The organism is Gordonia sp. SL306 (assembly GCF_026625785.1).
GTDB lineage: Bacteria > Actinomycetota > Actinomycetes > Mycobacteriales > Mycobacteriaceae > Gordonia.
This window is the reverse complement of the sequence record NZ_CP113063.1, coordinates 371,368-394,524: the sequence shown is the minus strand read 5'-3', so window position 1 is coordinate 394,524 and position 23,157 is coordinate 371,368. Positions and strand designations below refer to the sequence as shown.

The following is a 23,157-nucleotide window of genomic DNA, read 5'->3' as shown; positions in this document are numbered from 1 at the left end:
CCCCACTCCTCAGATCGGAATCGGACCATGGACCCCATCATCACTCACACCGGGATCGGTGTGCCGCTGCGCCGCAGCAATGTCGACACCGACCAGATCATCCCGGCCGTCTACCTGAAGCGGGTGACCCGCACAGGTTTTGAGGACGGTCTCTTCGCCGGGTGGCGCGCCGACCCGGACTTCATCCTCAACAACGAGCCGTGGAGCCGCGGCTCGATTCTGGTAGCCGGTCCCGATTTCGGTACCGGATCGTCTCGTGAGCACGCGGTCTGGGCTCTGTCGGACTTCGGCTTTCGGGTCGTGATCTCGTCGCGGTTCGCAGACATCTTCCGCGGCAACGCCGGCAAGGCGGGCCTGGTCGCCGCCCAGGTGGAGCAGTCGGACGTCGAACTGCTGTGGAAACGGCTCGAAGAGCAGCCGGGCCTGGAACTGACGGTCAGTCTTGCCGATCGGACGATCACCGCGGCAGACCTTGTGGTGCCGTTGGCAATTGATGACTACACGAGATGGCGTCTGATGGAGGGCCTGGACGACATCGGCCTGACATTACGCCAGGTAGAAGCGATTTCTGAGTTCGAGACCTCGCGTCCTCGCTTCAAGCCGGTCACCCTCGACAGCTGAAATTCGCGGCCTGGGAACCGCCTCCCCGGAAAGCGATTGCTGCTTTCGATTTCGCAACATGCCTGGTTAATTGGCGTGGAAGATGGACGTTTTCGAATTGGACGTTTACCGTGTGGAGATAGCTGACTTTACAGATGGGTCAGATCAGCTTGCGGAGGTTTTCAATGAACAAGGCAGAGCTCATCGATGAGCTGACCAAGAAGCTGGATGCGGATCGCAAGACTGCGACTGCCGCTGTCGAGCTTGTCGTCGACACGATCGTGCGCGCGGTGAACAAGGGTGAGAGTGTCACCATCACCGGCTTCGGCGTGTTCGAGAAGCGGAGGCGCGCCCCACGCGTCGCCCGCAACCCGCGCACCGGTGAGACCGTGAAGGTGCGTGCCACTTCGGTTCCCGCGTTCCGGCCGGGAGCGCAGTTCAAGGCAGTCGTCGCGGGCAAGCAGAAGCTCGCCTCGTCCGGTCCGGCGGTGAAGCGTGGCAGCGGTGCCGCGGCGGCCCCGGCGAAGAAGACCGCGGCGAAGAAGGCCACCCCGGCCAAGAAGACCGCGGCCAAGAAGGCCACCCCGGCCAAGAAGGCGGCGCCGGCGAAGAAGGCGGCGCCCGCCAAGAAGACCGCGGCCAAGAAGGCTCCGGCGAAGAAGGCGGCGCCCGCCAAGAAGACCGCGGCCAAGAAGGCTCCGGCCAAGAAGGCTCCGGCGAAGAAGGCTCCGGCCAAGAAGACCGCAGCCAAGAAGGCTCCGGCCAAGAAGGCCACACGACGCTGAGGCGTCCCGAGTCATCCCGACATCAGCCTCCGACGTTCTTCCCCCGTCGGGGGCTGATGTGTGTCCGGGTCAGGACTCGACGTCGATGTCGGTGTGCGCCAGTGGACTGTCGATGTGGTCGGCGGCGAGCAGTTGCCCCTGGTGGATCGACAGCACCCAGACACTGGCCTTGCGATTGCGTTTGGGCGGCAGGGTGATGCCATCCTGATCGGACCACCATCGCATCATCGGCGGGATGACCTTGCCCTGACTGCAGACCGCGTGGATGGCCGAGGTGTCCCAGGCGATCTCACGGATGCGTTGGTGTGCCCGCTGCGGGTCGGCCAGGTAGGCCTCTTCGGACAGCGCGGGTTCGGGGACCGTCACGACCCCGAGATCGTGCGCCAGCGGTGCGAGGGTCTGCTCGCATCGGACCCGATCGGCCGCGTGTAGTCGCTCGGCCCCGAAGGTCTCGAGCAAGCCGGCCAGTTGGCGGGCCTCGTGGCGGCCCGTGCGATCCAGTGGCCGCAGCCGGTCGTCGCCCTTGTAGCGCGACCTCCGCCCGGCCCGCGCGTGGCGGACGAGCAGCAGCGTGTGGACGTCGGTGGGGAGTCTGTCGAACTCGGTGAGAATCGCCCGATCCAGTCGATAGCTCAATTTTTCGGTGGCGGTGGCCATGTCGAGCCAGCGGAGTTCGTCCACCTCGTGGCTGGGTTCGAACTCGCCGCCGAGGGCCCGTGCTGCCCAGTACCGCACGCGCTTGCGGTTGCCGTTCGGCAGCACATATCCGACGTCGCGCAGGTGCCGCCCCAGCCGGGCCTGCTGTCCTGTCTCCTCGCGGATCTCGCGCGCAGCGGTCGCGATCAAGGTCTCGCCCGCGTCGATCTTTCCCTTGGGCAGGGTCCAGTCGTCATAGTCGGGTCGGTGGACCAGTGCGACCTCGACCTGCCCGTCGCGAGTCGGGCGCCACAGGACGCCGCCGGCAGCCCAGACCGTCTTCGTTGTCTTCGACATCGACACGAATCCTAGGGGTTCGATGTTGCGAGAACGGTTACGGATTCGGGTCCGGTCGGCGACGATTGCGTCGGATCATCTGACGTTGGTGGTCGCGCACCTCTTCTCCTTCGGCCGGTGAGGCGACCCAGCTCCCGTCCGAATTGAGCACCCAGCACCGCGTGCGCGGGTCGAGTGCGGAGGCGAACATGTCGCCGAGTTCGGAGGTGAGGCGCTCGTCGCGGACCTGGACCATGACCTCGACACGACGATCGAGATTGCGGTGCATCATGTCGGCACTGCCGATCCAGTATTCGTTCTGGGCACCGAAATACAGTATTCGTGAATGTTCCAGGAATTGCCCCAGAATCGAGCGCACCACTATGTTGTCGCTGATCCCGGCCATTCCGGGACGGAGCGCACAGATGCCGCGCACCACGATCTCGACCGGAACACCACTCTGGGAGGCCCGATACAGGGCGTCGATCACCTGTTCGTCGACGAGTGCGTTGGCCTTGAGCTGGATCAGCGCGCGGGTGTCGCCTTGCCGGTGTCGTTCGATCTCGGCGTCGATCCGGGCGATGATCCCGGACCGGATGCCGTGCGGGGCGACCAGGATGTTGCGGTACTCCATCTTTCGCGAGTAGCCGGTCAGGGTGTTGAAGAGGTCGGTGAGGTCGGCGCCGATGTCGGGTGCGGCGGTGAACAAACCCACGTCCTCGTACAGTCGCGCGGTCTTCGGGTTGTAGTTGCCGGTGCCGATGTGGCAATAGCGACGGATCACCGATCCCTCGCGACGGACCACGAGGCACGTCTTGCAGTGTGTCTTCAACCCGACGAGGCCGTAGACCACGTGCACACCCGCCTGCTCGAGCTGTCTGGCCCACTTGATGTTCGCCTGCTCGTCGAAGCGCGCCTTGATCTCCACCAGTGCGACGACCTGTTTGCCGGCCTCGGCGGCATCGATCAGCGCGTTGACGATCGGTGAATCACCGGATGTGCGATACAGGGTCTGCTTGATCGCGAGCACCTGAGGGTCGGCGGCGGCCTGTTCGATGAATCGTTGAACGCTGGTGGAGAAGGAGTCGTACGGGTGGTGCACGAGCACGTCGCCCTCGCGCAACGTCGAGAACACACTCTTGGGCGTCTCGCGCTCGCCGAAGGCCGGATGGGTGGCGGGGACGAAGGGACGGTCCTTGAGATGCGGACGATCGAGCCCGTGGATCTCGAACAGGCATGACAGGTCCAGGAGACCGGGCACCTGGATGACATCGGCGGGATTCACATCGAGTTCGCGCAACAGGAGTTCGAGCATGTGCTCACTCATGTCGTCGGCCACCTCGAGTCGCACGGGTGAACCGAAGCGCCGGCGTGCGAGTTCGCGTTCGAGCGCCTGCAGCAGGTCTTCGTCACGGTCCTCTTCGACCTCGAAGTCGGCGTTGCGGGTGATCCGGAAGACATGGTGTTCAACGATTTCCATGCCGGGGAAGAGGTGTTCGAGGTTGGCCGCGATCAACGTCTCCAACGGCAGGAACATGGCCCGCTGGTCGGAGTCCTTCGATGAGCCGGAGCCCCGCCGCATCAGCCGGTCGACGCGAACGAAGCGATTCACGTTGTCGGGCACCTTCACACGCGCGAAGTGTTCGCCGCCCTCCGCTCGATCCTTCACGGTGACCGCCAGATTGAGCGACAATCCGCTGATGTAGGGGAACGGATGCGCCGGGTCGACCGCCAGCGGGGTGAGGACCGGGAACACGTCCTCGTGGAAATGATCGACGAGACGGGCCTTCTCGTCGTCGTTCAGTTCCGCCCAGGTGACGACGTGGATGTCGTTCTCCGCCAGGTTCGGGCGAACCGAGTCGAGGAAGACCCGGGCGTGCCGGTCGGCGATGGTCTGGGTGCGCCCGGCGATCCGCAGCAACTGTTCGCGTGGCGACAGACCGTCGGCGGAACGCACGGAGAGTCCGGTCTCGTCACGCCGCTTGAGTCCGGCGACGCGGACCATGAAGAACTCGTCGAGGTTGGACGAGAAGATCGCGAGGAATTTCGCGCGCTCGAGCAACGGCATCGATACGTCCTCGGCCAGCGCGAGCACTCGCGAGTTGAAATCGAGCCAGCTCAGTTCGCGATTGAGGTAGCGGTCATCGGGCAGGTCCGCGGACTCGTCGGGAAGCAACGTCGCGGCCGGGGGCGCACCGGGGATGGACGTGATCGGTTGGGTGGCGATGTCGTCGGCGGGGCTCACCGTTCAATCATGACGCATCGGCCGTGCCCTGACACGTCTGCCCGGTGGCGGCCTGTCCGCTGCACAGGTCAGTTGCCGTTACCGATCGGGACAGTGTCGTCGGCGGAGAACTCCCGGTCCTCGAGCGCCGCCAGGGTGTGCGGGCCCAGACCGAGGGATCGTGCGACCTCGAGATCCTCGGCGGTGTCGACGTCGGTGCGCAGGTCGGGCCACCGCTCGTGCTGTGGGTCGATCTCGACAGCACCTGACTTGCGGTGTGCCGCAGCAGAATCCGGACCGAAATGGGGTGGGCCGGCGACGGACGTGTCGCGCAGGAGGATGGTGGTGCCACTGCCGTCGCGATCGGTGAGCACGGCGTGCGGGTGGGCTGCGGCGGCGGCGATCACCTCCCGGAGGCTCCCGGCACCGGCTGCGGGCAGATCGGCCTGGACGAACATCACCCGCGCGGCGGTCGGCCATCGATCACGCGCCACCGTCGTGGCATGCGCGAACGCGAGATTCAGTCGCGTCACCCCGCTCGACCCGGAGTCGGACGGTTCGCGGACACCGACGGCACCCGCGGCGCCCGCTGCGGCCAGCACGGCATCGTCGGGGCTGATCACGATGACGCGCCCGATTCCCGCGGCCTCGACGGCCTCGACGGTGTCGGCCATCATCGCCAGCACGAGAGCATGGTGCAGGGGACCGTGACCGGGCTCCCGGCTCGCGGCAAGACGTGTCTTGGCCTGTTCGAGGCGCTTGACCGCCATCACCGCGACGACATCACCCAGGCCGCGACCGCCCGGATTCGGATGCGATGGCGTGTCCATGGACTCCATGATGCCGACCCGTGGACCGGGGTGGTCACGGGCACCCCACAAAGGATTCGTCGTCGGGCCCGGCGTCCCACGCACTAGGCTGAGGGCGGCAGTGGTGGTCGGCGAAGGAGTGGTCGTGCGTGCGGTGGTGATGGGTGCCGGGTCGTGGGGGACGGCCACGGCGAAGGTGCTGGTCGATGCGGGTACGGACACGACCATCTGGGCCCGGCGCCCGGAACTGGCCGATCGGATCAACAGCGATCACACGAATGTCGACTATCTCCCGGGCATCACGTTGCCCGACCAGCTGTTCGCGACGAGTTCGATTCCCGACGCCCTGGCGGGCGCCGATGTGGTGGTGTGCGCGGTGCCGTCCCAGTCGCTGCGCGCGAACCTGACCGAATGGCTGCCGCATGTGACACCGGAGACCACCTACGTCTCGCTCGCCAAGGGGGTCGAGACGAGCACCCTGCTCCGGATGAGCGAGGTGATCGCCGAGGTCTCCGGCGTTCCGGCCGGACAGGTGGCGGTGTTGTCGGGGCCCAATCTGGCACGCGAGGTGGCCGAGGGCCAGCCTGCGGCCACGGTGATCGCGTGCACCGACGAGCGACGCGCACGAGACCTGCAGCATTCTTTCAACACCGGATACTTCCGGCCCTACACGAACACCGATGTGGTCGGCTGCGAGATCGGCGGGGCGGTGAAGAACGTCATCGCGCTCGCCTGCGGGATGGCCAGCGGAGTGGGATTCGGACAGAACACCCTGGCGACGATCATCACCCGCGGCCTCGCGGAGACCATCCGCCTGGGGGTCGCCGTCGGTGCGCAGATCGAGACGCTCGCCGGCCTGGCGGGGATCGGCGATCTGGTCGCCACGTGTTCGTCCCCGTTGTCACGCAACCGGACGTTCGGCGCCCGGCTCGGTGAGGGTCTGTCACTCACCGAAGCGCAGGAGGCGACCCACGGCCAGGTGGCCGAGGGCGTCAAGTCGTGCACCTCGGTGCGCGCCCTGGCCGACAAGTTCGACGTCGAGATGCCACTGACCGATGCGGTCCACCAGGTCTGTCACAGTGGGCTGTCGGTCGCCGACGCGATCAGCTCCCTGCTCGGCCGCAGCACCAAACCCGAGATCTACGACTGAGTTTCGACCGGGTTCCGGATCAGCCGAAGTCGAGCGGGCCGCGCGGCAGGGTACGTTCGATCACCGCGGATACATCTGTGATCGGTCCGTTCCCGGCATTGGCCGGTATCCACATCGCCACGTAGGGACGATGATCGACGCAGACGTAGGCCTGACCCGAGCCCTCGACGGTGTCGGTGATGAACCACTGCACCGGATTGATCACCTGCAGGTTGCTCGTCGGGGACAGCTCGGACGGCCGGGATATGCCGCACCGCAAGGTCACCGCATCCCCGTCACCGTCGGCAGGCCATCTCACGGTGGTGCCGTCGACCTGTTTGTCGCCGAACCCGTCGAACGTCTGCGGCAACGCCGCGATCAGCTTCCCGCAGTCGGCCGGGGCCGATTCCCCGGTCGCATAGGACTCGATGGGCGTGGTGTCGTCGGGGCGCAGCGCGGCGAACGTGATGAAACCGATGATGACCATGACCGGGACGGCGACCAGCGTCGCGATCAACGCCGGGCTCAGGCGCGGACCGGTGCCGTAACGAGTTTCGACGTTGTCGGCCGCCGTGCCCTCCACCTCGTCGGGTGCACCGTCGGGCTTGCTCTCCTCGGTCACGTCCAACACCCTAGTGCGCCCTCGCGCCGGTCCCGTTCGCAGGCGCATGCGACGGGACGGCTCGGGCTCAGTGCGTGCTCTGCACCACCGGGCAGGTCAGGGTGCGGGTGATGCCGTCGACCTTCTGGATCTGCGGCACGACGTCGTCGGTGAGGTGCGTGGCGTCGGCCGCGTCGACTCGGACGATGACGTCGTACGGACCGCTGACCTCCTCGGACGAGGCGACGCCGGAGATCTCCGCAATCGTCGCCGCGGCAAGCGCGGCCCGTCCGACCTCGGTCTGGATCAGTATGTATGCCTGAACCACGCCCATCCTCTCGTCGACGCGACCCCGGCCGGGATCCCGCTATTCGACCCGCGCAGGCCCCCGACGTCGTGAGTCGCGAACGACCGCACGGCGCAGTGACGTACCGGCGAGCCAATACACTGTCGCCATATTGTCGCTGACAACCCCGTCCAAGCGCGACTCAGAGACCGAGGAGACGCCGTGACCGTCGGAAGGGCCGGGGACCCGGTGGATCGGTCCCGCACCGTCGGTGAGGTCGGCGAACGGCGTCTGATCACCGAACTCACCCGCGCGGCTCTCGCCGACGACTCGGTCGGGCCGCTCGCAGGCCATGACATCGTCATCGGCTCGGGCGACGACGCAGCCGTGATCGACACCGCCGGCCCGACCGTGATCAGCACCGACACCGCCGTACAGGGACGACATTTCCGGTTCGACTGGTCGCATGCGCGCACGGTCGGCGCTCGTGCGGTGATCCAGAGTGCCGCCGACATCGCCGCCATGGGCGGCCGCACCACCGGGATCGTCGTGTCCATCGGCTGCCCTCCCGACACCACGGTCGGGACCGTTCTCGACCTCAACGCCGGGATCGTCGAGACCGCTCACCGCATCGGGGGACGGGTTCTCGGGGGTGACCTGGTGGCGGCCGATCAGGTCGTCCTCGGCGTCACCGCGGTGGGGGCCCTCGACGGCGCCGTCCCGATCGTCGTGGGTGGTGCTCGACCCGGCGACGTGCTCGCGGTGACCGGACACGCTCTGGGGGCAAGTGCCGCCGGTCTGGCTCTGCTGGTCGACGCCGACTCCCGTGGAGACGCCGGTCATCTCGACGAGTTCCCGACACTCCTGGCCGCGTACCGGCTGCCGTCGCCCGATCTCACGCAGGGCCCGGCGGCAGCCCGGGCCGGGGCGCATGCGATGACCGACATCTCCGACGGTCTGATCGAGGAACTGATCACCATGGCGACGGCGGCCGGCGTCGCGCTGGACGTGCAGACCGACCGGATCCCCACGGACGCAGCAGTGCACGGTGCGGCGGCGGCGCTCGGCATGGACCCACAAGAGTGGAAGCTGACCGGCGGCGAGGACCACGAACTGTTGGCCGCCTTCCCCTCGGGTGTCCTGCCGCCCGGCTGGACCCGGATCGGCGACGTCGGTCTGGGAAGCGGGGTGCGGGTGGATGGTCGCGTGGTGAGCGGACTGCACGGGTGGCAGTCGTTCGGGGATTGACGGACGCCTGACGACGTCCCTGCCGGGGCGGATGTTTAGATTCGGTGCATGGCTATCTACGCACTCGGCGACCGCGAACCCACCATCGGTGACGACGTCTACATCCATCCGGATGCCACGGTGATAGGCGACGTGACCCTCGCCGACGGCGTCTCCGTCTGGCCCGGCGCCGTCCTGCGTGGCGATTCGGGAACCATCACGATCGGTCGCCGCACCAACATCCAGGACGGCACCATCATCCATTGCACCCCGATCGACGCGACGGTGATCGGCGAGGAGTGCGTGGTGGGCCACAACGCGCACATCGAGGGCGCGACGATCGGCGACCACTGCCTGATCGCGTCGGGCTCGGTTGTCCTGAACGGCTCGATGATCGGGTCCGGCGCCATCGTCGGAGCGGGCGCGGTGGTGCCGTTCAAGTTCGAGGTCCCGGAGAGGTCGATGGCACTCGGGGTACCCGCGAAGGTCCGTGCGGGATATGAGGTCCCGGAGGGGCACGTGGATCTCAACGTGGAGATGTACTTCCAGAACGGCAAGTACTTCCGTGACGCGTTGCGGAGGATCGGGTGACCGCGGCCGGGGCGGGGTCCTCGCCGAAACCGTTGTCGGAGTTGATCGATCCCGGCTGGGCGACGGCGCTGACGCCGGTGGAGCCGGTCATCTCGGCGATGGGGCAGTTCCTGCGCGAGGAGAACGCCGCAGGCCGCGGTTATCTCCCCGCGGGTGCAAACGTGTTGCGGGCCTTCACTCAGCCGTTCGACGACGTCCGGGTGCTGATCGTGGGCCAGGACCCGTACCCGACGCCGGGTCACGCCGTCGGGCTGAGCTTCTCGGTGGCCCAGGACGTCTCACCCATCCCACGATCCCTGGCCAACATCTACCGCGAGTACAACGAGGACCTCGGTTATCCGATGCCGGCCAACGGAGACCTCACGCCGTGGGCGAAATCGGGTGTGCTGCTGCTGAATCGGGTGCTGACGGTGTCGCCGGGCGAGCCGGCGTCGCACCGGGGCAAAGGGTGGGAGCAGGTGACCGAATGCGCCATCAAGGCCCTCGTCGCGCGGGACGCCGAGCCGCTGGTCGCCATCCTGTGGGGCCGGGACGCGGGCAGCCTCAAACAATGGCTGCCCGACGTCCCGGTGATCGAGTCGGCGCACCCGTCCCCGTTGTCGGCGAGCCGGGGCTTCTTCGGGTCGCGGCCGTTCAGTCGCGCCAACGAGGCGCTCGAGGAGTTGGGTGCCGAACCCGTCGACTGGCGCCTGCCGGTCTGATCGCCCCGTCAGGACTTGCGGGCGGCGGCGAAATCGGGCTTGCGCTTGGCGACGAATGCGTCGACGCCCTCGATGCCCTCGACGGTTCCCGACAGCGTGGAGATCGACCTGGCCTCGGCGGAGAGATGCTCGGTGAGGGATGTGTTCGCCGATCGCCACAGGAGCTCGCGGGTGTTGGCGTCCGACTGCCACGGGCCTGCGGCGATCTTGTCCGCTGCCGCCCGGGCGGACGACTCGACCTCGGCATCGTCGACGACGTCGGACAGCAGGCCCCACGCGAGCGCCTGCTCGGCGTCGATGACCTGATCGGTGAGGATGAGATGACGCGCACGAGCGGGACCGACGATCCGGGGAAGGGTCCACGTCATCCCGCCGTCGGGAGACAGGCCGATGCCGCGGTAGGCGGGGCGCATGCGGGTCGATGCTCCGCCGACCGCAACGTCGGCGTGCAGGACGATGCTCATCCCGGCGCCCGCCGCCCATCCCTTGACCGCGGCGACGACCGGGCGATTGGCCTCGTACAGTGCGCCGACGAAGGCGTGGAAGTTGTCGGCGATCTCGCGAAGATACGTCGGCCGCTGGTCGGCGGAGGCGAACGCTTTGACGTTGCCGCCCGCGCAGAAGTTGTTGCCGGTACCGACGAGCAGGACGGCGCCGACCTCGCGTTCGCCGCGCGCCACTTCGCGCAGGGCCGCGGCTCCGGCGAGCATCGCATCGTCGGCGAGCGAATTGCCCGCAGCAGGGGTGGACACGGCGATCGTGAGGACGGAACCGTCCTGCGTGACGAGGGATTCTGCGGCTTCGGTCATAGGCTCTGCGGTCATGATCTGCAGACTCTATCGCCGAACGCACAAAGACCCGACACCAGGGCGAGCGAATGCTCGCTCGGTGTCGGGCTCAGCGTGAAGATCGGTTCGATCGATGTGGGCGTCGCCGCCCGACGATCAGACGCGTGCGGTCTTGCCCGCCTTCAGGCAGGAGGTGCACACGTTCTTACGCTTGCGGTTCCCCGGCGCGACCTCGACGCGCACCGACTGAATGTTCGGGTTCCACCGGCGGTTCGTGCGCCGGTGCGAGTGCGAAACCGACTTGCCGAAGCCCGGTCCCTTGCCGCAGATATCGCAGACGGCAGCCATCGTCGAACTCCCTTGTGTTGATGAAAGTGGTCGTGTTCTACCCGCTCGTCCCACCGTCGGCGACTCCGCGTCGACGGGTACTGCAGCAAGGCAACCCTGCAAGAATAGCCGCACTGGCCAGGCGCGGACAAATCCACCCTGTGCAGGCCGGTGTGGGTACCCGCCCGCGCGTGGTCACCCTACGCTGCTGTCGGCCCGCGCGAGTAGCCTCGAACACATCCAACGGGCGGCCTTCGCCACGGCCAACGGTAAGGGGTTTCATGGAGTCGGCGTTCGACGGCGTCAGCACCCGGACGATGAATCCGCAGCTCTTGCGGGACTGGGCGCACGCGGCGGTCGACGGCCTCGAGGCGCTGCGCGGCGAGATCAACGACCTGAACGTCTTCCCGATCCCCGACTCGGACACCGGTAGCAACATGCTGTTCACCATGCGGGCCGCGGCAGATGCGGCCGATCGGGTACCGGAGGACACGACGATCGCGGCCGTCGCCCACGCGATGGCCGACGGCGCGGTGGCCCAGGCGCGGGGCAACTCCGGCATCATCCTCTCCCAGATCCTGGTCGGGCTCTCCGACGCCGCCGAGTTGTCGCCGGACGGATCGCAGATGACGTTCAACCACCTGTGGGCGGCAGGCCTCCGCCTGGGCTCGCTCGCCGCGGTGCGAGCGGTCAGCGAGCCCCGCGAGGGAACGGTCCTGACCGTGATCCGGGTGGGCGCCGAGACCGCGGCCGCGCACGTCTCGGAGTCGGCGGGTGACCTGGCGCGGGCGGTGGCCGACGACTGTGCCGATGCGTTGGAGCGAACGCCGGAACAACTGCCGGAGCTGGCGAGCGCGGGTGTCGTCGACGCCGGCGGGCGCGGATTCCTGGCGCTCGCCGACGCGATGGTCGCGGTGCTCACCGGCGTGGCCCAGCGTCGCCGCCGTTACCGCGGCATCCTCACCGGCGGGGGCGAGCCGGGTCATCAGGGCAACGATGCGTGTTCCGGTGGCAGCGACATGGATTTCGAGGTCATGTACTTCCTCGATGGTGCGGCCGGTGGTCAGATCGGGTCATTGAGGGAGACCCTGAACGAACTCGGCGATGCCGTGGTGATCGTCGGGGACAGCTCTGCCGGCGACGGCGAGCGCTTCTCGGTCCACGTCCACACATGTGATCCCGGCAAGGCCGTCGAGGCAGGCGTCACCCGGGGTGCCGTGTCGGACATCCGGATCAGCTGCTTCGCGCTCGACGCGATTCGGGCGCAGACCGACTCCGCCGAGCCGCCGCCCCGCCACAAGCGTGCGGTGGTCGCCGTGGTCACCGGTGAGGGGTCCGCCGATCTGTTCGGCGACGCGGGCGCCGCCGTGTTGCGCGCCGACGATGGGCTCACCCCGGAAGCGTTGGTCGAGGCGATCCGGGCGACCGACAGCGCGCATGTGGTGGTGATGGCCAACGGGAAGCTCGCGTCCCAGGATCTGGTGACGGTGACCGCGGCGACCCGATCGACGCAGCGGACGGTTGTTCATCTGCCGACATCGTCCATGGTGCAATGCCTTTCGGCACTGGCAGTGCACGACGACGCCGAATCGCCGGACGCGGACACCTACGCGATGGCGGAGGCGGCGGCCGCGACGCGCTGGGGTTCGCTGGTCCGGGCCCGCGCCAAGATGATGACGCTGGCCGGTACGTGCGAGGTCGGCGATGTGTTGGGCTTGATCGGCTCCGACGTCCTGGTCATCGCGCCAGACCAGACCGGTGCCGCCACCGCGCTGATCGACCTGATGCTGACCACCGGTGGCGAGATGGTCACGGTGATGGCCGGGGCCGACGTCGACGTCGCGGCCCTCGATGCGGTCGGCGTCCAGATGCGGCGCAGTTACCCGGGTGTGGAACTCGCCGTCTATCAGACGGGACAGTCGGACCAGTTGATCCAGGTCGGAGTCGAATAGTGGTTGAGATGTCCGACGCGCTCGACGTGGCGCTCGACCCGAAGACCGCCACGAAGCTCGCATCCCTTTCGGTGTCGACCGTGGGGGAGCTGCTGCGGTACGCACCGCGCCGCTATGTCCGCCACGGCCAGCTGTCCAACGACGAACTGCCCGAGAACGACGAGTGGGTGACCATCGTCGGCCGGATCACCGGCTCGCGGATGATCCAGATGCGCAAGCGTCATGGTCAGTTCCTCAAGGTCGCGGTCACCGACGGCAGCCACGTCTATGAGGCGAACTTCTTCAACGCCAAGTTCATTCAACACCAGCTCAAATCCGGCGCACGGGTGATGATGGCCGGGAAGGTGAAGACCTTCCAGGGCAAGGTCCAACTGTCGCATCCGGAATGGGCCATCCTCCCCGACGGCGATCCCGAGGTCGACCGCGTGGTGGGTTCCGCGATGCTCTCCGAGATGTACGCCGTCGAGGCCGAGATCACCGGCGGCGACGTCGACCCGGGCGCCTTCGACCGCCCCATCGTGCCGATCTACCCGGCGACCAAGGACATCCAGACCTGGGACATCTGGGGTGCGATCCGCCGGGTCCTGGCGGCGATGGAGGTCGGCGAGGAGACCGAGGACGCGCTCAGCCCGGACCAGCGCTCCGACCGTGGTCTGATCGGTACCGGCGACGCCCTGCGCCGGATTCATCTGCCCGACACCGAGGACGACATCGACGCGGCCCGTGCCCGGCTGAAGTTCGACGAGGCGCTGGCGATCCAGACCGTCCTCGCGCAACGCCGGATCGCCGGACGGGGCGAGAGTGCGTCGCCGTGTCCGCACGTGCCCGGCGGACTCGAGGACCGGCTGCTCGAACGGTTGCCGTTCACCCTGACCGACGGACAGCGCACAGTGGTCGCCGAGATCACCGAGGAACTCGGACGAGAAGCGCCGATGAGCCGGCTGCTGCAGGGCGAGGTCGGGTCCGGCAAGACGCTCGTATCGCTGTTGGCCATGCTGCGCGTCGTCGACAACGGTCATCAGTGCGCGATCCTGGCGCCCACCGAGGTTCTTGCGGCCCAGCACCATCGGACCATTCGGACGATGCTCGGCGACCTCGCCGAGGCAGGCGAGCTGACCGCCGCCGAGGGAGCCACCACGATCGCACTGCTGACCGGGTCGATGAAGACCGCGGGTAAGCGACGGACCCTTCTCGACGTGGTGACGGGTACCGCGGGGATCGTCATCGGAACCCATGCACTGCTGGAGGAGAACGTCACCTTCTTCGACCTGGGGATGGTGGTGGTCGACGAGCAGCACCGGTTCGGCGTCGAACAGCGGGATGTATTGCGTGCCAAGGGGAAAGACGGATTGATGCCGCACTTCCTGGTGATGACCGCGACCCCGATCCCGCGGACCGTGGCGATGACGGTCTTCGGCGACCTGGAGACCTCGACGCTGACCGAGCTGCCCCGGGGGCGACAACCGATCAGCACGTCGGTCGTCCCGATGGGCAACGAGGCGTGGGTCGACCGCGCATGGGCTCGCGCCGCCGAGGAGATCGCATCGGGCCGGCAGGTCTACGTGGTCTGCTCCCGCATCGGCGACGATGTCGACGACAAGAAGGCACAACGCGACGACGACGGGCAGGCGCCGAAGAGTACGTCGGTGGTCGACCAATATGCCGAGTTGCTGGCCGGTCCGCTCGGGGCCCATCGGATCGAGATGCTCCACGGGCGTCTGCCCGCGGACGAGAAGAACGCGGTGATGGATGCGTTCGGCCGCGGCGAGGTCGACGTGGTGGTGTCGACAACCGTCATCGAGGTCGGCGTCGACGTCCCGAACGCCACCATGATGGTGATCGTGGATGCCGAGCGGTTCGGGGTCAGTCAGTTGCACCAGTTGCGCGGCCGCGTCGGTCGTGGCGGCCATGCCGGCCTGTGCCTGTTGATGACGTCGGCCCCGCAGGTGTCGCAGGCGATGCAGCGGCTGCGCGCGGTCGAGGGGTCGATCGACGGATTCGAGCTCGCGCGAGTCGATCTCGAACAACGACGCGAAGGGGACGTCCTCGGATCGCTGCAGTCGGGCGGTACCTCGTCACTGCGCTTCCTGTCGCTGCTCGGTGACGGCGATGTCATCGGCGACGCACGCGACCTCGCCGACCAGATCGTGGGAGCGGATCTGCCGTTGGCCGATCATCGTCCGCTCGCCGATCTCGTCGACGCGATCCTCGTGCCGAACAAGGTCAAATACCTCGACAAGTCGTAGCGTTTCGCAGCGCACGGAGGCATCTGGTAGCGGATCACCTGTCCTGGCGAGCCAACGCAGCACTGGTGATCGGGGTGAAGAGGTTGACCAGATTGCCGTCCGGGTCGCGTATCAAGGCTGACCGGTTACCCCACGCCATCGTGGTCGGTTCCTGAACCACCTCGCCGACCTGACCGGCCAGACGCCGATACTCGGCGTCCACGTCGTCGACGCGGAACTCGATGATCACGGATCGGTTCGTCGCGGGCTCGACAGTGCCGGCGGCGAAGAGTGCAGCGGTACGCTCACTGCCGATGGCGAGGGTTCCTGCCGGAGTGACGATCTCTGCGAAATCGGGTGTGGCCCAGCGTGCCGGCGATGCGGTCACTGTTTCGTAGAAGGTGACGAGTCGGTTGACGGATCGGGTGATGATTCGGAGCGATACCAGGTTCATGTCCGTCACGCTAAAACTGATTCCGGACAGCTGCCGTCCGTGATCCCGATCGCTGCGAGGATTCGATCCGGCAGCGATGGAACGACGCGGCCCGCGGCGACGTCCAAGTGACCATGACGTTCTTGGGCGAGTGGCCGCTGCGTTGGTGGCTGATCCTCTGCGGATGTGTTCTGAGCGCGCTGATCGTGGCCGTCGGGACAGTGGCACAGAGCGATCGATCGACGTCGGATCCCGCCGTGCGCGAGCACGCCGATCGAGCGCTGCGGGCACTGTCGGCGGTTTCGGCACTCGCGCAACGTCCTTCGCGAGGGGATTACCAGCGCGAAGCATTCGGGTCCGCGTGGACCGATGCCACAGCGGCCGCGGGAGGATTCAACGGGTGCGACACCCGTAACGACGTCCTCGCCCGCGACCTGACGGACACGCGCCGGGCGGCGGTGTCGTCCTGCCCGCGAGCCGTCGTCGCGGGCGAGTTCCGCAGTCCCTATACGGGCGAGTTCATCGTGTTCCGGCGCGACCGCCGTGCGGGCGCCGTCCAGATCGACCACATCGTGCCGCTGGCCTACGCCTGGGACATGGGGGCGTGGTCGTGGTCGCCGACGGCGCGCGTGAACCTGGCCAACGATCCCGCCAATCTCGTGGCCGTGGACGCGGTGTCGAATCAGACGAAGTCGGATCAGGAGCCGGGGCGATGGATGCCGCCGAACAGGGGATTCCGGTGTCAGTACTCCATTCAGTTCGTGACTATCATGTCCACATATCACCTGCTACTCGATGCTCCATCGGCGACAGAACTACGAAAAGCACTGCGACAGTGCTGAGTACGGCTGTGGCATGGTGGTGGACGATTCGGATTTCCTCACCCTGAGTGGTTCGCCGGTCGGGGAGCTGGGAATTGCGCACTCGGCCGCTCGTGCCATATCCGGTGATTCTCAGAGATTGAGCTGCCACCATCGCGGTCAACAGAGGCATGCAGATGGAACGGACCATCTCCCGCATCCGGAGCCGGGTTACGGCGCACTGTGGTGTGGTCAACAGGGGCACGTGGTCGGTGGTCCGACTCCGGTCGTGAATGCACCGCACTGTTTGCGTCTCGGCAGACCGCGTTAGTCTGGAGAGCGACATAATTCCGCACGTGAAGTCGAGGAATCCATGAGTGCACCCACCGCCGTACCGGGCGTGGAGACGGCCGACATAGAGAAGGTCGTCAGGGGGCTGGCCAAGGCGGCCAGGATCGCGTCGAGGACGCTGGCAGGTCTGACCACAGCGGCCAAGAACGAGATCCTGCTCGCCGCCGCAGAGGCGATCGAAGCCGACGCCGAGGCCATCCTCGCCGCCAACGCCGCCGATGTCGTCCGTGCCGAGAACGACGGCACCGAGGCGAACCTGATCGATCGTCTACGACTGACCCCGGATCGGATCACCGGAATCGCCGACGGTCTCCGACAGGTGGCGGTACTGCCCGACCCGATCGGCGTGGTCGTCTCCGGCAAGACGCTTCCGAACGGTCTCGAACTCCGGCAGGTACGAGTGCCGCTCGGTGTGGTCGGGATGGTCTACGAGGCCCGTCCGAACGTCACTGTCGACGCCTTCGGGATCGCGTTCAAATCGGGCAACGCAGTACTGTTGCGCGGCTCGTCGTCGGCCGCCGATTCCAACGCCGAGCTGGTGCGCGTTCTGCGGGAAGTGCTGCGCGCCAAGGGCGTGAGCGCCGATGCGGTCGCGTTGCTGCCCAGTGAGGATCGCTCCAGCGTCACCGCCCTGATCCGCGCACGGGGTCTGGTCGACGTGGTGATCCCGCGCGGTGGCGCCGGACTCATCAACGCGGTCGTCGCCAACGCCACGGTCCCGACGATCGAGACCGGCACCGGCAACTGCCACGTCTACGTCCACGCGCTCGCCGATGTCGATGTCGCGACCCGGATCATCTTGAACTCCAAGACGCGGCGCCCCAGCGTCTGCAACACCGCCGAGACAGTGCTGATCGACAAGGCCGTCGCAGGCGACGCGCTGCCGAAGATCCGGCAGGCCCTCCAGGCGCAGGGAGTGGTCATCCACGGCGACGAGCCGGGGATGGAGCCGGCCACCGAGACCGATTGGGCCGAGGAGTACCTGTCGATGGACGTGGCGATGAAGATCGTCGACGGACTCGACGCCGCAGTCGCGCACATCGACACCTACGGCACCGGCCACACCGAGGCGATCGTGACCACCGATCTCGCGGCCGCCCGCGAGTTCACCTCCCGCGTCGACGCGGCAGCAGTGATGGTCAACGCCTCCACGGCATTCACCGACGGAGAACAGTTCGGCTTCGGCGCGGAGATCGGGATCTCGACCCAGAAACTCCATGCGCGTGGGCCGATGGGTCTGCCCGAGCTGACCTCGACCAAGTGGATCGTCTGGGGCGACGGCCACATCCGGCCCGCATGATGGGCGACGCGGCCACTGCGGCCGGCGGTGGTCCGGCCACGGTTCCCTCGTTCGGTGATGTCGCCGACGTGGTCTCCCGGCTGCGGTCGACCGGTTACCTCGCCGACGACGCCACCGCGACGTCCACGTACCTCGCCGATCGTCTCGGCAAGCCATTGCTCGTCGAAGGTCCGGCCGGGGTCGGCAAAACCGAACTGGCGAGGGCGATCTCGCAGGCGACCGACGCGGAGTTCATCCGCCTGCAGTGCTACGAGGGCATCGACGAGGCACGTGCGCTCTACGAGTGGAACCACGCCAAGCAGATCCTGCACATCCAGGCGACCGGTAGTCGTGAATGGGACGAGGCGAAAGCCGACATCTTCTCGGATGAGTTCCTGCTGCCCCGGCCGCTGCTGAAGGCGATCTCACGGTCGGAGCCGACGGTGCTGCTCATCGACGAGGTCGACAAGGCCGATGTCGACATGGAGGGCCTGCTCCTGGAGGTGCTCAGCGATTTCGCCGTGACCATCCCGGAGATGGGCACGGTGGCCGCGACCCGGCGCCCGGTGGTGATCCTGACGTCGAACGCGACCCGGGACCTCTCGGAGGCGCTCAAACGTCGCTGTCTCTACCTCTACATCGACTTCCCGGACGCCGCCCGTGAGCGGGAGATCCTGGCTTCGCGCGTGCCGGGACTGTCGGATGCGCTGTCCGCCGAACTGGTGCGTGTCGTCGGTGTGTTGCGCACCCTCGACATCCGGAAGAAGCCGTCGGTGGCCGAGACTATCGACTGGGCCAACACCCTGCTCGCGCTGGGCGCCGGCGAGTCGAGTGGTTCCGGGGCCGGCGGCAAGCTCGATGACGGCCTCATCGCCCGCACCCTGGGAGTGGTGCTCAAGCACCGACCGGACCTCAAGACGGCCCTCAAAGAACTCAAGCTGGGCTGATGTCGACCGACGGGTCCGCCGGGTCGGGTGCCGCTGGCACCGACGAGGTGCCGATGATCGCCCACCTCACCGGGTTCGTCGACGAGTTGCGGCGCCGCGGAATGGTCGTCGGGCCGTCGTCGCTCATCGACGCCGCGCAGGCGATGGAGGTCCTCGACCTCCTCGACCGGCGCAGCCTCCGTGAGGGACTGGCCACCACGTTGATCAGTGACCAGATGCACCGCAGGGTGTTCGACACGGTCTTCGACCTCTGGTTCCCACTGGGCACCGGCGCGCGGACGACGGCGACAGATCTGCCGCGGACACCGGACGGGGAGATCGACGTGGAGGCGATGCGCGAGATGGTCGCCGACATGCTCGCCGACGACGAGGCCGATGCGGATGGTCGGCTCGACCAGATGATCGCCCTCATCGTCGATCAGCTCGGCCGATACGACTCGACGCGTGGTGAGGCGTTCTCGGCGTATCAGGCGCTGTCGACGGTCAACCCGCAGACTCTGATCGCGCGGATCGCGGCGGCCATGGCGGGCGGGGGAGACGACGACGGCGCGGGCGGCGACCGCCCCGGCACCGACCCCCTCCACCGTCGCGCCGCCCGCGCCCGGGCAGGGGAGCTGCGGGCCGCCATCGAGGCGGAGACGCAGCGTCGGATGGCGGGTCGCAACGGACGCGACCGGGTCGCCGACTACGCCGTGCCGCCGCTGCCCGAGAACATCAACTTCCTCAGCGCGGGCGCGAAGGATCTCGCCGAGATCCGACGGACCATCCAGCCGCTCGCGCGATTGCTCGCCGCGAAGCTGGAGATCCGACGTCGCCGTTCGCACCGCGGTGCCGTCGATGTCCGCAAGACGCTCCGCGCGTCGATGTCCACCGGCGGCGTGCCGATCGAACTGAGCCATCGAAAGCCGCGGCCCGGCCGGCCCGAACTCGTCGTGATCTGCGATGTCTCGGGATCGGTCGCCGGTTTCTCGCAGTTCACGCTGCGGCTGGTTTACGCACTGCGCCAACAATTCTCGAAGGTGCGAGTATTCGCGTTCGTGGACACCGTCGACGAGGTCACCGACTTCTTCGACCGCGGCGCCGACGACGAGGACTTCGGTGCGAGCATGCACCGGATGATCACCACCGCGCGGATCAGTACGCGGGACGGGCATTCCGACTACGGCAACATGCTGCGCGGGTTCGTCGAGGAGTACGGCGAGTCGCTCACCCATCGCGGGGCGTTGCTGATCCTCGGCGACGGACGCACGAACTATCACGACCCTCATCTCGGCGCGCTGCGTGAACTCACCGACCGTGCCCGGCACGCGTACTGGCTCAATCCCGAGGCGGAGCGCAATTGGGGCACCGGCGACTCCGCGGCGATCGAATACGCCGAGATCATCGAGATGTTCGAATGCCGGAACGCGACCCAGCTCGGCCGGGCGATCGCAGATCTGCTCCCGGTGTGATCCGGCCCGGGCCGGGCGGGCACGTGGCGCCGACCGCGTAAACTCACACCTCATGGCCACCGACCGCCCGTTGCAACAGCAGCCGCGTGCACGCCGTATCGGCATCATGGGTGGCACATTCGATCCGATCCACAACGGCCACCTCGTCGCGGCCAGCGAGGTGGGGCACCGGTTCTCCCTCGACGAGGTCATCTTTGTGCCGACCGGCCGGCCGTGGCAGAAACTCGCCGACGACGACGCCGCAGTGGTGAAAGCCGAGCAGGCACGCGCGGTGAGCCCGGCCGAGGACCGCTACCTGATGACGGTGATCGCCACCGCGTCCAATCCGCGGTTCACCGTGAGCCGTGTCGACATCGAGCGGGAGGGCGACACCTATACCGTCGACACCCTGCGTGATCTGCGCAGCATGCATCCGGAAGCCGAGCTCTACTTCATCACCGGAGCCGATGCGCTCGAGTCGATCCTGTCCTGGCAGGACTGGGAGGAACTCTTCGAACTCGCCAACTTCATCGGTGTGAGCAGGCCCGGGTACGAACTCCATGCCAAGCACCTGGCGCAGCACCTCGAGGCGCTGCCCCCGGACACCCTGCAGATGCTCGAGATCCCGGCGCTGGCGATCTCGTCCACCGAGTGCCGCGCCCGCGCGGCCGGCGGGAGACCGGTGTGGTACCTGGTTCCCGACGGTGTGGTCCAGTACATCGCCAAACGCAAGCTGTACCGTTCACCGAGGGCATCCTCGCCGGGCGTTTCCGCTCCCTGATCGATCTGGTGCGACCGATCCGGTTGCGACCGCCCCGAAACATCCGATGGAAGGACACCCGTGACTGCCACAGCCGAAGCGCTGGAGATGGCCAAGGTCGCGGCATTCGCCGCCGCCGACAAACTCGCGCATGACGTCACCGTCATCGACGTCTCCGAACAACTCGTCATCACCGACATCTTCGTGATCGCCTCTGCCGACAACGAGCGGCAGGTGACATCGATCGTGGACGAGGTGGAGGACAAACTCCGCGAGGCGGGGTACAAGCCGGTACGTCGTGAGGGCACCCGGGAGGGGCGGTGGGCGCTGATCGACTACGCCGACATCGTGGTGCACATCCAGCACAGCGACGAGCGACAGTTCTACGCGCTCGAACGGCTGTGGCAGGACTGCCCGATCATCGAGGTGGACGGCCTGGGATGAGCGGGGGACCCGATTCGCACGACACCACGGTCGAGCGACTGACACCGGTGGTGCGGCGCCTCATCCTGTTGCGGCACGGCCAGACCGAGTACAACGCCACCAGTCGGATGCAGGGGCAACTCGACACCGATCTCTCGGCTCTCGGGGTCCGGCAGGCAGCTGCCGCGGCGGAGGTGCTCGCGAAGCGCGCCCCGATGCTCATCAGGTCGTCGGATCTCACGCGTGCCCGGGACACCGCCGAAGCGCTCGCGCGCAGCACCGGACTGTCGGTCGACACCGATCAGCGACTGCGTGAGACCCATCTCGGCGACTGGCAGGGGATGACCCACCACGAGGTCGACGACGTCATGCCGGGTGCGCGGCGGATCTGGCGCGACGACGCCGGTTGGCGTCCTCCGAACGGCGAGAGCCGGATCGACGTGGCCCGCAGGGCCGTGCCGCTCGTGGAGGAACTCGTCGCCGATCTCGACGAATGGGGGACCGGCGACAATCCGGAGGCTCCCGTCGTGCTCGTCGCGCATGGCGGTGTCATCGCCGCATTGACCGCGGCGCTCCTCGATCTCCCGGAGACATCGTGGCCGGTGTTCGGCGGGCTCGCCAACACCAGCTGGGTGCAACTGTCGGGGCACGGCGTCCCGGGGAGTCCGCCACGATGGCGGCTCGACGTCTGGAACGCGTCGGCCGAGAGCGCCGACGCGGCCGTCCAATGACCCTCCCGGCGCCGTCGTCCGGACGTTCGGACGGTACGGTCCTGATCCTCTCCGACTCGTTGGCCTATTACGGCCCGTCCGGCGGGCTCGCCGCCGACGACCCGAGGATCTGGCCGAATCTGGTCGGCGAGGCCTGCGGCCGCGAGGTACGTCTGTTCGGACGGATCGGCTGGACCAGCCGGGACGTGTGGTGGGCGCTGACCCAGGATCCGAACATCTGGGCCGCGGTTCCGGGCGCCGACGTCGTGGTCCTGGCCTTCGGCGGGATGGACAGTCTTCCCTCGCCGCTGCCGACCGCGGTGCGAGAACAGATCCGGTACGTCAGGCCGAACCGGTTGCGACAGGTCGTCCGGGACGGATACCAGTGGCTGCAACCGCGGCTGTCCACGGTCGGATGGCCGGTGGCCCTGCCGCCCAGGGTGACGGTCGAATACCTGGAGAAGATCCGTGCCGCGCTGAATCACCTCCGACCGGATCTGCCCATCGTGGTGTGCCTGCCACCCACGCATCGGAGTCCGTACTACGGCTACGTGCACAGTGGCCGGATCCCCACCACGGCCGCGATGGCCGAGTGGGCGACCACGCACGATCTGGCGGTCGCGGACTTCTATCCGGTCACCAGGGACGGGTTCTTTCCGGTCGATGGCGGCGCGAGCGACGAGATGAATCCGGATGGAATCCACTGGGGATACGAGTGTCATCGTGGCATCGCCGACGTCGTGGTGCCGGTGGTCGACGATGTCCTCGACCGGCGCGCGGCCGGTCGAGAGGCGACCGGCTAACGTA

At 67.4% G+C, this 23,157-nt stretch carries 24 protein-coding genes; 16 read left to right on the top strand and 8 right to left on the bottom strand.

Annotation, left to right across the window (positions count from 1 at the left end):
• Positions 1 to 27 precede the first annotated feature (27 nt).
• Both leuD and OVA31_RS01825 read left to right on the top strand, forming a co-directional pair.
• Positions 28 to 621 carry a 3-isopropylmalate dehydratase small subunit gene (gene leuD / locus OVA31_RS01830; protein WP_267629433.1) on the top strand — a complete coding sequence of 198 codons (594 nt, stop codon included), beginning with the start codon at positions 28 to 30 and terminating at the stop codon, positions 619 to 621.
• A gap of 164 nt (positions 622 to 785) precedes the next feature.
• Positions 786 to 1,385 (top strand): HU family DNA-binding protein, encoded by a 600-nt coding sequence (locus OVA31_RS01825; protein WP_164309096.1) that lies wholly within the window; start codon positions 786 to 788, stop codon positions 1,383 to 1,385.
• 69 nt (positions 1,386 to 1,454) lie between these two features.
• Here OVA31_RS01825 and OVA31_RS01820 read toward each other — a convergent pair whose 3' ends face one another.
• The 3 genes from OVA31_RS01820 to cofC form a co-directional block, all read right to left on the bottom strand.
• Positions 1,455 to 2,378: an NUDIX hydrolase gene (locus OVA31_RS01820; protein WP_267629432.1), complete on the bottom strand. Its 924-nt coding sequence runs from the start codon at positions 2,376 to 2,378 to the stop codon at positions 1,455 to 1,457.
• Positions 2,379 to 2,415: 37 nt separating this feature from the next.
• Complete coding sequence (locus OVA31_RS01815) at positions 2,416 to 4,602, bottom strand: RNA degradosome polyphosphate kinase (RefSeq protein WP_267629431.1); 2,187 nt, start codon at positions 4,600 to 4,602, stop codon at positions 2,416 to 2,418.
• 68 nt (positions 4,603 to 4,670) lie between these two features.
• Positions 4,671 to 5,411, bottom strand: coding sequence for a 2-phospho-L-lactate guanylyltransferase (gene cofC / locus OVA31_RS01810; RefSeq protein WP_267629430.1), 741 nt, complete (start codon positions 5,409 to 5,411; stop codon positions 4,671 to 4,673).
• A 124-nt stretch (positions 5,412 to 5,535) separates the two neighbouring features.
• On the opposite strand from cofC, the gene OVA31_RS01805 reads away from it, so the two are divergent.
• Positions 5,536 to 6,540: an NAD(P)H-dependent glycerol-3-phosphate dehydrogenase gene (locus tag OVA31_RS01805; RefSeq protein WP_267629429.1), complete on the top strand. Its 1,005-nt coding sequence runs from the start codon at positions 5,536 to 5,538 to the stop codon at positions 6,538 to 6,540.
• A 19-nt stretch (positions 6,541 to 6,559) separates the two neighbouring features.
• Here the strand turns inward: OVA31_RS01805 and OVA31_RS01800 are convergent, their stop codons facing one another.
• A complete protein-coding gene (locus OVA31_RS01800; protein WP_420714187.1) occupies positions 6,560 to 7,147 on the bottom strand; it encodes a DUF3515 domain-containing protein in 588 nt (195 codons plus the stop codon).
• A 61-nt stretch (positions 7,148 to 7,208) separates the two neighbouring features.
• Positions 7,209 to 7,454 carry an Lrp/AsnC ligand binding domain-containing protein gene (locus OVA31_RS01795; protein WP_164309102.1) on the bottom strand — a complete coding sequence of 82 codons (246 nt, stop codon included), beginning with the start codon at positions 7,452 to 7,454 and terminating at the stop codon, positions 7,209 to 7,211.
• A 174-nt stretch (positions 7,455 to 7,628) separates the two neighbouring features.
• Here OVA31_RS01795 and thiL point away from each other — a divergent pair, with 174 nt between their 5' ends.
• Genes thiL through OVA31_RS01780 form a run of 3 tightly spaced genes read left to right on the top strand, consistent with a single transcriptional unit; the run spans position 7,629 to position 9,925 of the window.
• Positions 7,629 to 8,654, top strand: coding sequence for a thiamine-phosphate kinase (thiL, locus tag OVA31_RS01790; RefSeq protein ID WP_267629428.1), 1,026 nt, complete (start codon positions 7,629 to 7,631; stop codon positions 8,652 to 8,654).
• 48 nt (positions 8,655 to 8,702) lie between these two features.
• Positions 8,703 to 9,224, top strand: coding sequence for a gamma carbonic anhydrase family protein (locus OVA31_RS01785; protein WP_267629427.1), 522 nt, complete (start codon positions 8,703 to 8,705; stop codon positions 9,222 to 9,224).
• Positions 9,221 to 9,925 carry a uracil-DNA glycosylase gene (locus tag OVA31_RS01780; RefSeq protein WP_267629426.1) on the top strand — a complete coding sequence of 235 codons (705 nt, stop codon included), beginning with the start codon at positions 9,221 to 9,223 and terminating at the stop codon, positions 9,923 to 9,925. The genes OVA31_RS01785 and OVA31_RS01780 overlap by 4 nt, the downstream gene beginning before the upstream one ends.
• A gap of 8 nt (positions 9,926 to 9,933) precedes the next feature.
• Here the strand turns inward: OVA31_RS01780 and OVA31_RS01775 are convergent, their stop codons facing one another.
• On the bottom strand, positions 9,934 to 10,749 hold the full coding sequence (locus OVA31_RS01775) for an enoyl-CoA hydratase/isomerase family protein (RefSeq protein ID WP_267629425.1): 816 nt from the start codon (positions 10,747 to 10,749) through the stop codon (positions 9,934 to 9,936).
• Positions 10,750 to 10,869: 120 nt separating this feature from the next.
• Complete coding sequence (gene rpmB, locus OVA31_RS01770) at positions 10,870 to 11,061, bottom strand: 50S ribosomal protein L28 (RefSeq protein WP_124706538.1); 192 nt, start codon at positions 11,059 to 11,061, stop codon at positions 10,870 to 10,872.
• A 260-nt stretch (positions 11,062 to 11,321) separates the two neighbouring features.
• On the opposite strand from rpmB, the gene OVA31_RS01765 reads away from it, so the two are divergent.
• Positions 11,322 to 12,992, top strand: coding sequence for a DAK2 domain-containing protein (locus OVA31_RS01765; RefSeq protein WP_267629424.1), 1,671 nt, complete (start codon positions 11,322 to 11,324; stop codon positions 12,990 to 12,992).
• 8 nt (positions 12,993 to 13,000) lie between these two features.
• A complete protein-coding gene (gene recG / locus OVA31_RS01760) occupies positions 13,001 to 15,238 on the top strand; it encodes an ATP-dependent DNA helicase RecG (RefSeq protein WP_267629423.1) in 2,238 nt (745 codons plus the stop codon).
• Positions 15,239 to 15,272: 34 nt separating this feature from the next.
• Here recG and OVA31_RS01755 read toward each other — a convergent pair whose 3' ends face one another.
• Positions 15,273 to 15,671 carry a VOC family protein gene (locus tag OVA31_RS01755; RefSeq protein WP_267629422.1) on the bottom strand — a complete coding sequence of 133 codons (399 nt, stop codon included), beginning with the start codon at positions 15,669 to 15,671 and terminating at the stop codon, positions 15,273 to 15,275.
• Between the two features lie 113 nt (positions 15,672 to 15,784).
• On the opposite strand from OVA31_RS01755, the gene OVA31_RS01750 reads away from it, so the two are divergent.
• From OVA31_RS01750 to octT, 8 genes are all read left to right on the top strand, one after another.
• Positions 15,785 to 16,492 carry an HNH endonuclease family protein gene (locus OVA31_RS01750; RefSeq protein ID WP_267629421.1) on the top strand — a complete coding sequence of 236 codons (708 nt, stop codon included), beginning with the start codon at positions 15,785 to 15,787 and terminating at the stop codon, positions 16,490 to 16,492.
• 331 nt (positions 16,493 to 16,823) lie between these two features.
• Complete coding sequence (locus OVA31_RS01745; RefSeq protein WP_267629420.1) at positions 16,824 to 18,101, top strand: glutamate-5-semialdehyde dehydrogenase; 1,278 nt, start codon at positions 16,824 to 16,826, stop codon at positions 18,099 to 18,101.
• A complete protein-coding gene (locus tag OVA31_RS01740) occupies positions 18,101 to 19,027 on the top strand; it encodes an AAA family ATPase (protein ID WP_267631367.1) in 927 nt (308 codons plus the stop codon). The genes OVA31_RS01745 and OVA31_RS01740 overlap by 1 nt, the downstream gene beginning before the upstream one ends.
• Positions 19,027 to 20,478, top strand: coding sequence for a vWA domain-containing protein (locus OVA31_RS01735; RefSeq protein WP_267629419.1), 1,452 nt, complete (start codon positions 19,027 to 19,029; stop codon positions 20,476 to 20,478). Before OVA31_RS01740 ends, OVA31_RS01735 begins: the two co-directional genes overlap by 1 nt.
• 52 nt (positions 20,479 to 20,530) lie before the next feature.
• Entirely contained in the window at positions 20,531 to 21,238 is a 708-nt protein-coding gene (gene nadD, locus OVA31_RS01730) for a nicotinate-nucleotide adenylyltransferase (protein ID WP_267629418.1), read from the top strand.
• Positions 21,239 to 21,298: 60 nt separating this feature from the next.
• On the top strand, positions 21,299 to 21,661 hold the full coding sequence (gene rsfS, locus OVA31_RS01725; RefSeq protein ID WP_164309112.1) for a ribosome silencing factor: 363 nt from the start codon (positions 21,299 to 21,301) through the stop codon (positions 21,659 to 21,661).
• Positions 21,658 to 22,371, top strand: a complete 714-nt coding sequence (locus tag OVA31_RS01720; protein ID WP_267629417.1) for a histidine phosphatase family protein — start codon at positions 21,658 to 21,660, stop codon at positions 22,369 to 22,371. Before rsfS ends, OVA31_RS01720 begins: the two co-directional genes overlap by 4 nt.
• Complete coding sequence (gene octT, locus OVA31_RS01715) at positions 22,368 to 23,153, top strand: diglucosylglycerate octanoyltransferase (RefSeq protein ID WP_267629416.1); 786 nt, start codon at positions 22,368 to 22,370, stop codon at positions 23,151 to 23,153. The genes OVA31_RS01720 and octT overlap by 4 nt, the downstream gene beginning before the upstream one ends.
• Positions 23,154 to 23,157 lie beyond the last annotated feature (4 nt).